Source organism: Dactylosporangium sp. NPDC051541 (genome assembly GCF_044454505.1).
Classification (GTDB): Bacteria; Actinomycetota; Actinomycetes; order Mycobacteriales; family Micromonosporaceae; genus Dactylosporangium.
Window position 1 is genome coordinate 477980 of record NZ_JBITDU010000005.1, and the last position, 15143, is coordinate 493122.

The 15143-nt window shown below is 72.0% G+C and carries 12 protein-coding genes; 5 read left to right on the top strand and 7 right to left on the bottom strand.

The window, feature by feature from the left end; translation table 11 throughout:
- Window positions 1-31 precede the first annotated feature (31 nt).
- Window positions 32-1525 carry a BTAD domain-containing putative transcriptional regulator gene (locus tag ACIA8L_RS25945; RefSeq protein ID WP_395908897.1) on the top strand — a complete coding sequence of 498 codons (1494 nt, stop codon included), beginning with the start codon at window positions 32-34 and terminating at the stop codon, window positions 1523-1525.
- A 48-nt stretch (window positions 1526-1573) separates the two neighbouring features.
- Here ACIA8L_RS25945 and ACIA8L_RS25950 read toward each other — a convergent pair whose 3' ends face one another.
- Window positions 1574-6919, bottom strand: a complete 5346-nt coding sequence (locus tag ACIA8L_RS25950; protein WP_395908898.1) for a GH92 family glycosyl hydrolase — start codon at window positions 6917-6919, stop codon at window positions 1574-1576.
- 215 nt (window positions 6920-7134) lie between these two features.
- On the opposite strand from ACIA8L_RS25950, the gene ACIA8L_RS25955 reads away from it, so the two are divergent.
- Window positions 7135-8127: a LacI family DNA-binding transcriptional regulator gene (locus ACIA8L_RS25955; protein ID WP_395909047.1), complete on the top strand. Its 993-nt coding sequence runs from the start codon at window positions 7135-7137 to the stop codon at window positions 8125-8127.
- Here ACIA8L_RS25955 and ACIA8L_RS25960 read toward each other — a convergent pair.
- From ACIA8L_RS25960 to ACIA8L_RS25980, 5 genes are all read right to left on the bottom strand, one after another.
- Window positions 8099-9082: a hypothetical protein gene (locus ACIA8L_RS25960; protein ID WP_395908899.1), complete on the bottom strand. Its 984-nt coding sequence runs from the start codon at window positions 9080-9082 to the stop codon at window positions 8099-8101. The two genes, ACIA8L_RS25955 and ACIA8L_RS25960, sit on opposite strands and share 29 nt — an antisense overlap.
- Window positions 9075-9620, bottom strand: coding sequence for a SigE family RNA polymerase sigma factor (locus ACIA8L_RS25965; protein WP_395908900.1), 546 nt, complete (start codon window positions 9618-9620; stop codon window positions 9075-9077). Before ACIA8L_RS25965 ends, ACIA8L_RS25960 begins: the two co-directional genes overlap by 8 nt.
- Before the next feature lie 21 nt (window positions 9621-9641).
- Window positions 9642-10628, bottom strand: a complete 987-nt coding sequence (locus tag ACIA8L_RS25970) for an endo alpha-1,4 polygalactosaminidase (protein ID WP_395908901.1) — start codon at window positions 10626-10628, stop codon at window positions 9642-9644.
- Between the two features lie 126 nt (window positions 10629-10754).
- On the bottom strand, window positions 10755-11525 hold the full coding sequence (locus ACIA8L_RS25975; protein WP_395908902.1) for a hypothetical protein: 771 nt from the start codon (window positions 11523-11525) through the stop codon (window positions 10755-10757).
- A 29-nt stretch (window positions 11526-11554) separates the two neighbouring features.
- Window positions 11555-12043, bottom strand: a complete 489-nt coding sequence (locus ACIA8L_RS25980; protein ID WP_395908903.1) for a SigE family RNA polymerase sigma factor — start codon at window positions 12041-12043, stop codon at window positions 11555-11557.
- 168 nt (window positions 12044-12211) lie between these two features.
- On the opposite strand from ACIA8L_RS25980, the gene ACIA8L_RS25985 reads away from it, so the two are divergent.
- Window positions 12212-13033, top strand: coding sequence for a helix-turn-helix domain-containing protein (locus tag ACIA8L_RS25985; RefSeq protein ID WP_395908904.1), 822 nt, complete (start codon window positions 12212-12214; stop codon window positions 13031-13033).
- Window positions 13034-13076: 43 nt separating this feature from the next.
- The gene (locus ACIA8L_RS25990) at window positions 13077-13883 is read left to right on the top strand and encodes an SAM-dependent methyltransferase (protein ID WP_395908905.1); all 807 of its coding nucleotides are present in this window, start codon (window positions 13077-13079) and stop codon (window positions 13881-13883) included.
- A 13-nt stretch (window positions 13884-13896) separates the two neighbouring features.
- Here the strand turns inward: ACIA8L_RS25990 and ACIA8L_RS25995 are convergent, their stop codons facing one another.
- The gene (locus ACIA8L_RS25995) at window positions 13897-14100 is read right to left on the bottom strand and encodes a DUF397 domain-containing protein (RefSeq protein WP_395908906.1); all 204 of its coding nucleotides are present in this window, start codon (window positions 14098-14100) and stop codon (window positions 13897-13899) included.
- Between the two features lie 254 nt (window positions 14101-14354).
- Between ACIA8L_RS25995 and ACIA8L_RS26000 the strand changes: the two genes are divergently transcribed.
- Window positions 14355-14978: a GGDEF domain-containing protein gene (locus tag ACIA8L_RS26000; RefSeq protein WP_395908907.1), complete on the top strand. Its 624-nt coding sequence runs from the start codon at window positions 14355-14357 to the stop codon at window positions 14976-14978.
- Window positions 14979-15143 lie beyond the last annotated feature (165 nt).

The window sequence follows — 15143 nt, forward strand, 5'->3', positions numbered from 1 at the left end:
ACACTCTCCGGCGTCGCAGGGGGAGGTCACGATGACCGTGACACCGGAAGAGCCGGAGTTGCCACGCTTTGAGATGCTCGGGCCGGTGCGCGCCTGGCGCGGCGACACCGAACTGGATCTCGGCCCGGCCAAACAGCGGGCGGTGCTGATCACCCTCCTGATCAACGCGAACCGGCCGGTCCCGACGGAGCGGATCGTCGACGCCGTGTGGGCCGACGAACCGCCGGAGAACGGCGCCAACGTGGTCCAGAAGTACGTCGCCGGGCTGCGGCGGGTGCTGGAGCCCGACCGGTCGCCGCGTAGCCCGGGCAGCCTGCTCACGCTGACCGACGCCGGCTATCAGCTCTCCGTCGGCCCCGACCGGCTCGACGCCGACGTCTTCCACGGCCTGGTGCGCCAGGCCCACGCGATGCTGGCGGCGGGGCGGCCGGCCGACGCGGGCGCGCTGCTGGTGCGAGCCCTGGGACTGTGGCGGGGCCCGGCGCTGGCCGGGCTGTCCGGCGCCCTGTTCGACGCGGCCCGCGACCGGCTGACCGAGGGCCGGGCGAGCGCCTTGGAGGCCTGGGCCGGGCTGCAGCTGCGCCTGGGCCACCACGTGCCACTCGCCCCGCGCCTGGCCGAGCTGGTCGCCGAGTTCCCGCTGCGCGAGGAGCTGCGATACCAGCTGATGCTGGCGCTCTACCGGTGCGGCCGCCAGCCGGAGGCTCTGGCCGCCTTCCGCGCCGCCCGGCAGCTGTTCGCCGACGAGTTCGGTGTCGAACCCGGCGAGCGGCTCCAGGAGCTGCACCGAGCGATCCTGCGCGCGGACCCCGCGCTGGCCGGGCCGGTGATGGCTCAGCCGGTCGCGCCGCTCATGCCGCCCCCGCCCCCGCCGGCGCAGTCGGCTCAGGTGCGGTACTGGGTGATCCGGGTCGTCGCCCTGGTCGTGCCGGTGCTGACCCTCGGGGTCGGCAGCTGGGCCACCGTCACGATCTTCGCGGCCCGCCGGCGCAGCTGGAAGCTCGGCGGCGTTGCGCTGGGGCTGCTCTCGCTGGTGGTCCTCTTCGCGTACGGCATGGAGGCCGACGGCCCGCAGGAGGACCCCGGCCCGTGGGCGGACGTCGGGCTGCTCGCCCTCATCGTGGCGATGGTGGGCGGCATCGCGGCCGGTGCGACCATCAGCCCGCGCCGGGCCGACAGCGAGCCGGACCCGTCGGTCGTGTTCGCGCTGTCCCAGAAGGTCCGCCGGGACCAGGCTCGGCAGCTGGTCAGCCACCACCCGGGCATCGCACGGGAGCTGCGCATCGGCCGGCCCGACCTGCCCCGCGCGTTCGACGACGGCGGGCTGGTCGACGTCAACACCGCTCCGGAGATCGTCATCGCCTCGCTGCCCGGCATCGGGCCGGAGGCGGCCCGGCGGATCCTGGACGACCGCTACCACCGCGGCTCGCTCGCCTCGGTCGACGAGCTGGTCACCCGCAACCTCATCCCGCGCCAGGTGGCCCGGGCGCTGCACGACACGCTGGTGGCCGTGCCGACGCAGTGAGAGGCCGCCGGTGGGCGAACCCACCGGCGGCCTCGGATCAGACGCGGATCAGTAGGTGACCGTGAACGGCACCTCGACCCGGATCTTCGAGTCGGCGCCGGCCAGCTGGATGCCGGCCGAGCTCGGGACGGCGGCGTTGGCCGGCACGCTGAAGGACGCGGCCGAGACGATGCCGCGGGCGTCGGCGCGAACGGTCAGCGTGTAGCTGCCGAAGGTGATGGTGACCGCCTCGTTGGGCTTGAACCCGGAGGCGTCGAGGACCAGCGCGGTGCCGCGCCCGCCCTCGGTGGCCGACAGCGTGATCTGCGGCTTGGGACCGGCGGCCGGGGTGACCACCTCGGCGTCGGCCGTGACCGCGGCCCGCGAGGAGAGCCCGGGCTGCTTGCCGCCGCCCACCGTCACGGTGAACGTCAGCGTCGTGCTCGACCGGCTGTCCCAGACGGTGACGTGGGCGGTGTACGTGCCCGGCACCGCGTAGGTGTGCCGGCCGCCGATCGCGCCGCCGGCGCCGATGGTGGCGTCCTGCGGCACCGTGCCGTCGCCCCACTGGACGCGGGCGTGGTAGCCGCTCGCGTCGGGAACACCGGCGGTGACCGTGCCGAGCGCGGCCGTGAAGGCCTGGCCGGCCGTCGCCGTCTGGTTCTGGGGAGCCGTGGTGGCCAGCGCCGGCGGCGGGGTGCCGTCGTCGGCGATGGCGAACACGTGAATCCGGCCCGCCGAGCCGGGGTCACCGGTCTGCGTGGGCAGGGTTACCGACACGAGCGTTTTGCCCGCCGGGATCTGGTACGGCGCGGTGGCGAACAGGAACGGCTGCGCGCCGTCCCGGCCGGTGCCCTGCAGCCGGTATGCGGTCTTCGCGACCACGATGTTGCCGTAGGACGGCGTGCCGTTCGGGTTGCCGCCCAGGGTCCAGTCGCTGAACTGGATCGGGATGCTCGCCGTGGTGGCGTCGCTGAACGTCGCCGTGCCGGTCGTGGACTGGTTGCCCTGCGTGCCGGCGCCGACGAACGAGATGCTCTTCGCGTCGGCCGGCAGGTCGAGCACGACCGTCTTGCCGTTGCCGGTGGCGTTGTCCGGCTGCCCGGCCGGAGTGCCCGGCAGCGTGAAGTGCAGCGCCGTGCCCGGCACGTCCTTCGCGACGCCCTGGGTGACGCCCCCGGCCGCGAGCGCGGCCCGGGAGTAGGCCCAGTTCTTGGCGTCGCAGTTGGCCGCGAGGACGCCCTCGTCACCGATGCAGACGGTGTCGGACGCGGCCGGCAGCCCCGACGCGGGCCGGTAGGCCACGTCGACGCCGACCGTCGCCGAGTCCTGGCTGCCGCCGTCGGTCACCGTGACGGCGGCCTGGTAGTAGCCGGGCTGGGCGTAGGTGTGCGAACCGCTGATGCTGTACACCGCCCGCGAGCTCAGGGTGACGGTGCCGGTCGTCGCCGGCGTCCCGTCGCCCCAGTCGACGCTCGCCTGGTATGCGGTCGCCGTCCCGCCCGTGACCGTGGCCAGGGGCACCGAGATCGCGGCACCGGACGTCGCCGGCACCGTGGCCGCCGGGGTCACGGTGACGTCGCCGCCGCCGAGCTCGACGTCGCCGCCGCGCAGCAGCTCGATCTCGGCCAGGTTGGTCTGCGCGCCGCCGACCGTCCTGGTGACGACCAGGCGGAACTGGGTGAAGTTGCCGCGGTGCTCGATCTGGAACGGCCGGGTCTGGTCGCGCCACGTGAACACCTGGTCGGTGCGGGTGTCCACAGTGGTCCAGTTGGTGCCGTCCTTCGAGCCCTGCAGCTTCCAGTCGGCCGGGTCGCCGGGGCCGGCGCCCGAGGTGATCGTGTAGTAGGTCGGCTTCTGCTTGCCGCCGCGGTACACCCAGGTGATCTGCGGCGTGGCGGTGGCGAACGTCAGCTGCGTGGCCGACGAGTCGTCGAAGAGCTTGGCCGCGTCCACGCCGCCGGTCGCGGTGGCGGTGCCCAGGCCCGGGCCGGTGGTGTCCTGCAGCGGCTGCGGCCGGTCGTTGTTGCGGGTCAGCGACGGCGGGCCGTCGTTCTTGCCGCTGCCCCAGGAGGACGGCTTCGAGCCCATGTCGAAGTCGATGGTGCCGCCGCGGGTCAGCACGGCCGAGTCGATGGAGACGTCCTTCTGCTTCTTACCGTTGACCTTGACGCCCTGCACGTAGACGTTCTTGGTCGAGTTGTTCGCCGCGTTCACCACGATGTCGCCGCTCTCGCGGTGCACGGTCATCTTCGTGAACTGCGGTGAGCCGATCGCCCAGTTGGACGAGCCGGCCTGCAGCGGGTAGAGGCCGAGGGAGCTCAGGACGTACCAGGACGACATCTCGCCGTTGTCCTCGTCGCCCAGGTAGCCCTGGCCGATCTCGCTGCCGACGTAGAGCCGCTGCAGCAGCTCCCGCACGATCGCCTGGGTCTTGGCCGGGGCGCCGGCGTAGTCGTACATGTAAGGGATGTGGTGCGACGGCTGGTTGCTCATGCCGAGCTGGCCCATCCGGACCGCCCGCGCCTCGAGCATCTCGTGGATGGTGCCGCCGTAGCCGCCGGGGTGGTCGGCCTTCTCGGGCGTCGCGAAGAACTCGTCGAGCTTCTGGCGCAGACCGTCCTGGCCGCCGTACAGGTTGGCCAGTCCGTTGCCGTCCTGCTGGGCGGTGAAGGCGAAGTTCCAGCCGTCGGTCTCGGTGTAGACGCCGCCCCAATCGAGGGGGTTGCCGTTGAGGAAGTTGCCGGCGGCGTCGCGGCCCTGGAAGAACTTGCTGGCCGGGTCGAAGAGGTTGACGTAGTTGCGGGCCCGCTGCAGGAAGTACTCGGACTCCTCCTCGAGCCGGTCCCGGTCGGCCTTCGGCGTCTTCGGGTCCTTCGCGAGAGCGGCCGCCATGTTGCCGATGCCGTAGTCGTTGATGTACCCCTCGAGCGCCCACGACACCGACTCGCCGGTCGAGGTCGGCGTGTAGCCCAGGAACTGCGAGGTCTGGATGCCCTTGCGGCCGACGCCGCTCTGCGTCGAAACTACTGTCGCGTCCCGGACCGCCGCGTTGTACGCGCTCATCGCGTCCGGCAGCGCCACCCCGTTGAGATACGCCTCCGCCAGAGCGACATCCGCACTGGTACCGGTCATCAGATCGGCGTACCCCGGTGAGGACCAGCGGGCGATCCAGCCGCCGTCGCGGTACTGCTGCACGAATCCGTCCGCGATCTTCGCGGCGACGTCCGGGTAGAGCAGCGTGTAGGCCGGCCACACGGTGCGGTAGGTGTCCCAGAAGCCGTTGTTGACGTAGATGAGCCCGTCGACGAGCTTCGCACCGGTGTTCGTCGCGGTCGACGAGCCGGTCGGGGCCGAGACCGGGCTGGCGTACTGCCAGTGCGGCGCGGCGGCGGTGCCCGTGTTCTCCGACTGCGAGTTGGGGTACAGGTTCAGCCGGTACAGGTTCGAGTACAGCGTCACCAGCTGCGTCTCGCTCGCACCGCGGACGTCGATGCGGCCGAGCCGGTCGTTCCACGCCGCGGTCGCGGCCGCGTGGAGCTGCTCGAAGCCGCGGCCGGTGACCTCCAGCGCCAGGTTCTTGCGGGCCTGGTCCAGCGAGATGAACGAGGTCGCGATCCGCATCGTCACGGTGGCGTCGGCCGAGGTGTCGAACGTGGCCGATGTGGCCGCGGTGGCGGTCGGCGCGCGATCGAAGGTACCGGCGACGAACATCCGGCTGCGGCCGGCGGACAGGCCGCTGCCGTTGTCGACCCAGCCGGTGAAGGTGGCGGCAGTGCCTTCACTGCCGAACGCGAAAGAGCCGTTGTAGAACACCAGGCTGCCGCTGGTCTGGCCGGCCGGGTAGGTGAACTGCATGACGCCGCCGTGGTCGGTCGGCGTCACCTGCGCGGTCAGGCCGTTGCCGGTCCTGACCCGGTAGAGGTCCGGCTGCGCGGTCTCGTCGGCGTGGCTGAACGACAGCGCCCGGCTGGCCGGGTCGCCGGTGAGGTTGCCGCCGGCCGCGACCGGCATGACCGACATCTGGTTGCGGTCGCCCATCCACGGGCTCGGCTCGTGCGAGATCGCGAGGCCCTGCAGCGTGGGCAGGTTGGCGCCGTTGTTGGCCCGCTGGTACTCGTACTCCCACGAGTCCGACGTGGCGTTCGTGACCGGCGTGAAGAAGTTGAAGCCGTTCGGCAGCGCGGTGATCGGCAGGTTGTTGCCGCGCGAGAACGAGCCCGAGGCGTTGGTGCCGCGCCGGGTGTCGACGTAGTTGGTCCGGTCGGCGCCGTCGATCGCGGCCGCCGTGCCCGTCACGGTGACGTCGTCGACCCAGCCCTGGAACCGGGTCGCGGCCGTGGCCTGCGGGTTGTCGTAGGCCAGCAGCATGCGGTCGATGGTCTTGCCGGCGGCGACCGTACCGATGTCGGACTGCACCGCGTTCCACTGGTCGGCGTAGAGCACCTTGGACGCGCCCTGCCCGGCCCCGGTCAGCGGGTAGCCGTGCTGGTCGAGCGGCGACTTCGCGCTGAGGTAGCTGCCGTCGGTGAAGTGCAGGTCGACGGCGGCGTAGGTGGACGGGTACTGCGCGTCCTGCCCGGTGTATTCCGGGAAGATCTTGTAGGACAGCCGCGTCTTCGGCCCGACCGGGATGTTCACGTCGAAGAGCCGGTTGGTCGCGAACGAGCGCCCGTCGGCCTCGGCGCCGCCGGAGTAGCGCAGCGAGGCCAGGCCGGTGAAGCCCGCGTTGGGCTTCATGTTGTACCCGCTGACGGGCCCGGCTCCGGCGACGCTGACCATCGGCGTGGCCGGCGGGCGGGTGTCGGTGCCGTCGCTGATGTCCCAGTCGGCCAGCTGCACCAGCGAGTCACCCGAGTTGGCGGTGACGTTCAGCCGGTACCAGGAGTAGGCGGTGGTGTTCGCGAAGCTGTAGGTGTTGGTGGCGAACCGGCCGCTGAACGTCTGGCCCGTGCGCCGGTCCAGGTCGGTCCACTGGCTGCCGTCGTTCGACCCCTGCACCGTGAAGTCCCTGGGGTCCCGCCCGGCCGCGTCGTTGGCCGAGGTCAGCGAGTACTTCACCGCCGCCGCCGGAGCCTTGAGCTGGTAGGTGGCCCAGCCGGTCGGGTTGAAGGCCAGCCACTTCGTCGACGGGTTGCCGTCGGCGAGCCGGGCCGCGACCTCGTTCGGCGGGTTCTCGGCACTGGCGGTCACGGCGGCGACCTGGGCCAGCAGGCTGCCGGGCAGGCCGTTGGGGCTCGATCCGGAGAGGTTGCCCTGGATCGGCTGGCCGTTGGCGTTGGTCTCGACGGTGGTCGTGGCCGGCTGCGGGTCGGTGGTCTCGAACGAGGAGGCGAAGTCTCCGGGCGGTGCGGCCGCGCTCGCCGTGTTGGCGGCGACGAGCAGGCCGATGGGCAGCAGTGTCGCGGCTGCCATCGAAAGCGCTGCTAGCGTTCTCATGCGGGAACTCCACGGTTCAGCACGGGCGCAGGGGACGCCCGGTGGCGAGGGCCAGCCTGTCGCCGTGTGACAACGTTGTCAATATCCAGCCATGTGAACACCGAATTTCTGCCAACGTTGTCACGGATGGCCGCCGGGCCGTTATCGTCTGTCGCGTGACGAGCGACTCGGGCCGCGCCAAGCGCCCCACGATGGCGGACGTGGCCGCCCGGGCCGGGGTGAGCCTGAAAACCGTGTCCCGAGTCGTGAACGACGCGCCCTACGTCCAGCGCGAGGTCGCCGAGCGGGTCCTCGCGGCCGTGGCCGAGCTGGGCTTCCGGCGCAACCACCTGGCCAGCTCGCTGCGCTCCGGGCAGGCCACGGCCACCGTCGGGCTGCTCATCGAGGAGATCGCCAACCCGTTCTACGCGACGATCGCCGGGGCCGCCGCCGAGATCGCCCGGCAGCGCGACACGATGCTCATCATCGCCAGCTCCGAGGAGGACCCGGCCCGCGAGCAGCAGCTCCTGCGCGACCTGTGCGCCCGCCGGGTCGACGGGCTGCTGGTCGTGCCGGCCGGGCACGACCATTCCTTCCTGCGGGTCGAGGTCGAGCAGGGCACCCCCGTCGTCTTCCTGGACCGCCCGCCCGGCAACCTCCGCGCCGACACGGTCCTGCTCGACAACCGCGGCGGCGCCCGCGACGGCGTCCGCGGCCTGGTCGCCGCCGGGCACCGCCGCATCGCCGTCCTGCTCGACTCCATCGGCGTCTACACGATGCGCGAGCGCCTCGACGGTGCCCAGGACGCCCTGGTCGAGGCGGGCGCCCCCTACGACGACCGGCTGGTCCGCGACGGCGTGCGCGACCCGTCCGCCGCCGGCCGCGTCGTCGCCGAGCTCCTCGACCGGCCGGACCCGCCGACGGCCTTCTTCAGCCTCAACAACCGGATCACCCTCGGCGTGATCGAGGAGCTCCACCGCCGGGGCAGCGACGCCGCCCTGCTCGCCTTCGACGACTTCGAGCTGGCCCGGCTGGTGCCGTACCCGCTGACCGTCATCGCCTATGACACCCGCACCCTCGCCCGGACCGCCACCGAGCTGCTCTTCCGCCGCATCGACGGCGACCGGTCGTGGCCGCGCACGGTCGTGCTCCCCACCGAGCTGGTCGCCCGCGGCCTCACCAGTCGGCCGGGTCCGAACGGTTGAGGACGTGCACGCCGGCGGCGAAGCGGAGCAGGTCGGCATCGCTGACATTGAGCCCGGCGGCCGCGGTCACCCGCAGGGTGGCGGTCCAGTCGGTGACGTCCACGTCCAGGGTCGCGCCGTCCGCGTCGCGGGTGAGCTGCGCCTTGTAGGCGCCGACGGTCTGGTTCGGTTGCTGCAATGCGCGCCGTTTGTACAGCACGACACGGAACTGCGCACCGCCCGCATCACGGAAGCTCATCGTCGACGAGCTGACCGTCTCCGTGCTGAAGCCGGCCGGGCTGAGGTCCAGCTCGAACGGCGGCGACACCGCAATGGACGCGGCCGTCAGCGAGTTGGCCAAGGCTACGACTTGCTGCGGTGTGTACGTGTCATCGGTGGCCAGTGTGATCCACTGGGTCGAGGACTCCGGCCAATACAGCGTCAGCTGTTTCGCCGGTTGCACGTCGACGGTCCGCAGCGTGCCGGCGTGCCCCCGGACCGTCCGCTGCGTCTCGGTCCCCGCTGTCGTGAACGCCGGCCGGCGGCTCGACACGGTGACGGTCGTGTCGGAGTGATGACGGATGTCGATCGCCTCGAAGAACGCGACCAGGTTCCCGCCGTCCATCCACGCTATGGGCGCCCGCATGCCGTTGGTGGCCGGGAGTGTGTAAGGAAACGCCGGCGCCGTGTAGCCCGCTGACAGCCGCATCGCCGCCGCCGTCGCCGACTCCGAAGGTGCGGCTGTCGTGGGTACCGCGGCCGGCGGCGCGGGCACGTCGGGCCGGACGGCGAGCCCGACCGCCGCGGGGATGCCGAGCGCCAGCGCGGCGGCCGCTGCCGAGAGCACCGTGGCGACCTTGCGGCGGCGGTGGCGGCGGGCGCGGCCGTGCACGCCGGTCAGCAGCCCGGCGTCGGAGGGGGCCCGGTCGGCGGCGCCGTGCAAGGTCTGCGCGAGCAGCCGGTCCAGCTCATCCATCGCCGTGCACCTCCCCGAGCATCGTGCGCATCCGCGCGAGGGCCCGCGCCGCCTGTGACCGTACGGTCGTCTCCCGGCAGTCCAGCAGCACCGCGATGTCCGCGTCCGGCAGATCGCAGTAGAACCGCAATACGAGCACGGCCCGCTGGGACCGGGGCAGCCCGGCCAGCAGCTGCCACATCTGGTCGCGGGCGAGCACCCGCTGCTGCGGTTCGTCAAGACCGGGCGGCTCCGGTACTTCCGCCACGACCGCCTCCCCCGCCGAGCGCCGCCGGCGCCAGGACAGGAACTGCCGCACGATCGCGGTCCGCACGTAGGCCTCGGGGCTGTCCATCACCGTGACCCGCCCCCACCGCGGGTGCATCCGGGCGAGCACTTCCTGCACGATGTCCTCGGCGAGGTGCGCGTCACCGCAGAGCACGTAGGCGAAGCGCAGCAGCGCGGCCCCGCGGAGGCGCACGAAGTCGTCGAAGCCCTCCGGCCGGCGCGCGTCCGCGCCGGCCGCCAGGTCCGAGCTCGTCACCTCGCGGGAAATCATCGTCGCCCTGTATAGCGCGGCTCAGCAGGTCTTGAACACGTACGAACCGGAGCCGGGGGTGGTGACGTCCACGTCACGCAGCACGATCGACAGCGTGCTGCCGTAGCTGTTGCAGGCCTTCGTGAACTGGCTCTGGCTGTACTCGATGACGATGACGTGGTTGCCGTACACCGCGGTGTAGTCCCCGCACTCGTTGTAGTCGGCGCACTCCTCGGCCACCGCGAAGTCGAACCCGATCTGCCGGGCGCTCGCGGCCCCCAGGTCGGCGGTGTTCTTCTGCCCGACGGCCAGGCCCTTGCCGTGGCCGTAGGCGACCAGTGACTGGGCGTAGGCGACGGCCTGTGTCTTGGTCAGCAGGCCGCCGGAGCGGGTCCACGAGTCCAGGTTGTCCGGCTCGACGCCCTTGAAGCCCTTGCTCGCGCAGCCGTCCATCCAGCCGCCGACGATCGCCGTGAGCGCGGCCCGCTTGGCGTCGGTCGAGAAGTCCAGCAGGATCTCGTTCCAGTCCTTGTCGATGACCAGGTTGCCCTTGGCGTCGTGCAGCAGCAGCTCCGGATGGTTGGACTTCCACCAGGAGTTCGCCTCGCTCTGGGCCTGGAAGGCGTTGACGTAGCAGATGTTGTACAGCCCGGCGGCCGGGCTCGCGTCATGGTCGCGGCTCACGACACCCACGCCCGCCGGGGGCGTGTACGGGCCACCGATCTGGTAGTCGAACCCGGCGTTGGCGGGCGGCGGCGCGAACGTGCCGGCGGCCGTGGTGCCCGGCGTCGCCGTCCGGGTCGCGGACGGCGGGGCCGACGTGGTCCGGCTCGCACCGGCGGTCGGCGCGGGCGCGCCCGTCGTGCGGGTCGCGGCCGGCGAGGCGCTGGCCGTCGGCTTCGGCTGCGGGTATCGGTCGCCGCCCCACCAATGCCGGCGGGTGCTCGCGTCGGCGGTGCCGATGCCGACCGCGACGGCGACGGCCACCGCCGCCGTCACGGCCAGAGCGAGCTTGATGCGAAACCCCATGCGATGACTCCTCGGCTCGGGTTGACTCCGCCTCATGAACGCGGTGGAGCCGCCCGCCCGCTGCCGGGAAATCAGAACTTCTTTCAGCTATGGGTACGTCACGCAACGTACCCACGCGTCAATGCGTCAGCGGATCCGCTCGGTCACCGCCTGGGCCACGTGCAGGGCCTGGTCGACGGTGAGCACGGGCGGCTCGCCGGTCACGACGAGGGTCAGGACCCGGCCGGCCGGCAGCCGGGTCCGCAGCTCGAACCGCTGCCCCGGGCCGGGGTCGCCGGTCAGCACGACGGCCGGCGCGCCGCCCGGAGTCTTCACGTCCTGGCACGGCCGCGGCGGTGGCGGCGTCTTGGGCTCGCGGCCCTTCGGGTAGAACGGCGCGGGCAGGGTCGCGCAGGTGCCGTCGAAGCCGGGCACGGTGTGGGCCATGGCCGTCAGGCCGCCGCTGTGCCCGTCGACGCGCAGATCACTGGCGCCGTACCAGCCGGGCGGGGAGACGTAGTCGATGACGGTGACCTCGAGGCCGGGGCCGGGCACCCAGGCCGCGCCCGGGACCGCGGTGCGCACGGCGTCGTCCAGGGCCGCCGCGAGCTTGGCCGCGCTCTGCTCGGCCTCGGCCCGGGTGGCCGACGTCAGCTCGAAGCGGGTGTCGGTGCTGACCACCGGGGCGGGCTTCGGGGAGCCCACCGCCGCCGGCGGTGCGGTCGGTGCCGGCGGTGCGCCGGACGGGCCGCCGGTGCCGGTGACCAGCACCGCGGTGATGCCGAGGGCGCCGGCGGTCGCGGTGGCGCCGATCGCGCGGTAGGTGGCCCGGGTGCGGCGGTCCCGGCGGACCAGGGCCCGGGTGTCGATGGCGGCCGGCGGCGGCGTGCCGATGAGCTCGTCGAACAGTCGCTGCATGGGTTCTCCCTCGGATCGCGGGTCGTGGGTCATGGCGTCACCCGGTCGGACCGGAGCTGCTCGATGGCGCGGGCACACTGGCTCTTCACGGTGCCCGTCGTGATGCCGAGGATCTCGGCCGTCTCCTCGACCGAGTGGTCGAGGTAGAAGCGCAGGATCAGCACGGCCCGCTGCCGCGGCCCGAGCGCGCGCAGCAGCTCGGCCAGCGGCAGCCGGTCGACGATCCGCTCGTCCGGCGGCTGGTAGGCCGGGTGCCGCAGCTCGGCCGTGGACCGTTCCCGGCGCCGCCAGCCGCGGCCGCGCTCGGTCAGCCAGCAGCGGGTCAGGATCGTCTGGGCGTAGGCGTCGACGTTGTCGGCCCGGCGCACCTTGGCCCAGTGCCGGTGCAGCCGGATGACGGCCTCGGAGACCAGGTCGTCGGCCAGGTGCCAGTCGCCGCACAGCAGATACGCGCCGCGGCGCCAGCGCTCCAGCCGGGCGGCGGCGTAGGCGTGGAACTCCTCGTCGAGGTCGGGCAAGGCGCCTCCCAGGGGGTGTCGATGGCTTCCATTCCGTACGACTCGGACACCCCGGCCGGAAGGTTGCACACCTGAGCAGGAGGTGTTTCGCGGAGCGGATCTCCCGGGGGTATGGTGTTGCCCGCAGCATCCGGTCGATTTCGTAGCGTGCGCGGCGGAGGTGGGAGCATGCCGGTCACCGGTCAGCGGGTCGTTCGTCGCACACTCGGCCGCAGGCTGACACGGTTACGGGTGGCGACCGGGAAGAGCCGGCGCGAAGTGGCCGAGGCCAAGCTCGGCATCTCCGAGCCGACGCTGCACCGTATCGAGACCGGCAAGGTCCCGGTGACCGTGGCCAACGTGCGGGCCCTGTGCTGGCTATACGGCGTCGACGACAGCATCACCGAGGCCCTGTCCGACCTGGCGCTCGGCACCTCCCAGGAGGAGTGGTGGGACGCCAACCCGGTCATTCCGGACTGGTTCAAGCTCTACGTCGGGCTCGAGGCCAGCGCGCGGCGGATCTGCACCTATGAGGGTGAAGTGGTCCCCGGGGAGTTACAGACCGAGCAGTACGCGCGGGCCATATACGGCGCCGAGCAGGCCGTGGAGGCCGAGGCCGCCGACCGGCACGTGAAGCTGCGGATGCAGCGCCAGTCCGCGCTGGCCGCCCGCGAGCCCCAGCCCCGCCTGGTCACGGTGCTCGGCGAGGGGGTGCTCTGCCGGCAGGTCGGCGGGCCGGCGGTGCTGGCCGCGCAGATCGAGAAGCTGCGCGAGGTGGCCGAGCAGGACCACATCGACGTGCTGGTGCTGCCGTGGACGGCGGGCGCCCACGCGGCGATGGCGGGCGCGTTTCGCATCATGGACTTCGAGGACCCCGAGGACCCCGACGTGGTCTACCTCGAGTCGCACCTCGGCGCCCTGTATCTGGAAGAGGACGCGGAGGTCGCCGAATACCGGCGGATCTTCGACCTGATCTGCGCGGCCGCGATCCCGATCGCGGACTACCGATGACGACGACGGCACCACGGCGACCGGACGGGCGGGGATGACCGGCATGCAGGACAACAATTCGCGGACCGCCCGCAAGGCGGCGACGGCCGCGCGGATGTACGACTACTTCCTCGGCGGCATCCACAACTTCGAGGCCGACCGCGCGGCCGCGGACATGGTGCTGCGGCAGTACCCGTCGCTGCGCGACGCGGCCCGGGCCAACCGGGCGTTCGTCGTCGACGCGGTGCGGCACGTGGCCGGAGCCGGCGTCCGGCAGTTCCTCGACCTCGGCTCCGGCATCCCGACCGTCGACAACGTGCACACCGTCGCGCGGCGCACGCACCCGGACGCCCGGGTCGTCTACGTCGACATCGACCCGGACGCGGTGGCCGAGAGCATCGACATCCTCGGCGGCGACCGCCACGCGGTCGCGATCCGCGGCGACGTGCAGGACCCCGAGGCCGTGCTGGGCCACCCGGACGTGCGCCGGACCCTCGACTTCGACGCGCCGATCGGCCTGCTGATGGCCGCGATCCTGCACTTCATCCCCGACCACGCGACCGCCGACCGGGTCGCCGAGCGGTTCGTGGCCGCGCTGCCGGCGGGCAGCTTCGTCGTCCTGTCGCACACGGGGACGGAAAGTTTCGCGCTGATCGACCGGAGCACCATCGACGAGAACGTCTACCAGCGCCGCACCTCGACCCCGGGCACGGTCCGCACGCGCGCGGAGGTCGAGCGGCTCTTCGCCGGCCTCGAGCTGGTCGAGCCCGGTGTCGTGTGGGCACAGCAGTGGCAGGCCGGGGCCACGGTCACGGACGTGACGCCCCTGGGGCCCGGCGGCGTCTGGGCCGGGGTCGCCCGCAAGGTCTGATCCCCCTGGCCGATCAGCCGAGCAGCTGGTCGAACTCGCCCTTCTTCGCGCCGTCCAGGAACGAGTCCCACTCCTCGATGGTGAACAGGACCGTGCTCTCCTCGGGCCGCTTGCTGTTGCGCACCTCGATCAGGCCCGCGTGGCGGCGCGCCTCGACGCAGCTGCCACCGTTGCCGGTCGACCTGCTCGACATCATCCAGTCCCTGTCGCTGAGCATCGTGGTGATCCTTCCTTACGGGCTGTAACTCGAATCAGCGTCAGGTGCCGTCAAAACGGGCAAGACGCTCAAAATTTGCAGTACCAATGCCGCTTCTTCTTTCGCGGTGAAATTTTTGCGCACCGAGCGTAATTGATCAAGCGTCGGCGCCAAGATGTCACCTGGAAGACTTCCATCGTGAAATCTTGCACGCCGGAAGATCCGGCGCCATGATGATGTGCGAGATCGGCCACACGTCACTGCGGTGAGGGGGCATGTCAGTGGACGTCTTCAGTGACACGATCCTGGCCGCCGCCGCGACCTCGGAGGCCGATCAGGTGCAGGCGGAGCTCATGGCGTTACGGGCCCAGGTCGCCTCCCTGCAGTCCGAACGGGCCGCCCTGTGGTGGGAGAACAACCACGACGACCTCACCGGCCTGGCCAACCGACGGATGCTCATCAACGTCGGCCCGTCCCTCCTGAGCAGCGGCGGCCGGTGCGCGGTCGCCGTCCTGGACCTCAACGGCTTCAAGCCCATCAACGACCAGTGGGGCCACGCGATCGGCGACGACGTCCTGCGCACGGTCGCCCGCCGGCTGTCCCACTGCCTGGGCGACGACCTGGCCGTCCGCCTGAGCGGCGACGAGTTCGCCGCCATCCTGACCGAGTCCTCCCTGCCCGGCCACGGCTGCGACTGGTCCTCCCGGGTCGGCGCCATCGCCGCCGCGATCGCCGAGCCGATGGTCATCGACGGCCGCGAGCTGCGGGTCACGGCCTCGATCGGGGTGGCGACCACCAGCGACGGCCCGGCGGCGATCGCCGAACTGCTGCGCCGCGCCGACCTGGCCATGTATCGGGCCAAGGCCGACCGTTACTGCTCCAACATCGTGTGGGACTGAGGCCCCACCCTCACGTGGGCCTGCTACGTACCCGCCAACCCCAAGCACAACCATCACTGTCACAGTCCGCGGACGGCGGCGTCGCACTGGCCGTGCGAAGGCCCGGCGGCATGTTCGGCGAGCCGGGGACGCCGTTGGAGACCGTGCGGGTCGATACCCCGGCCG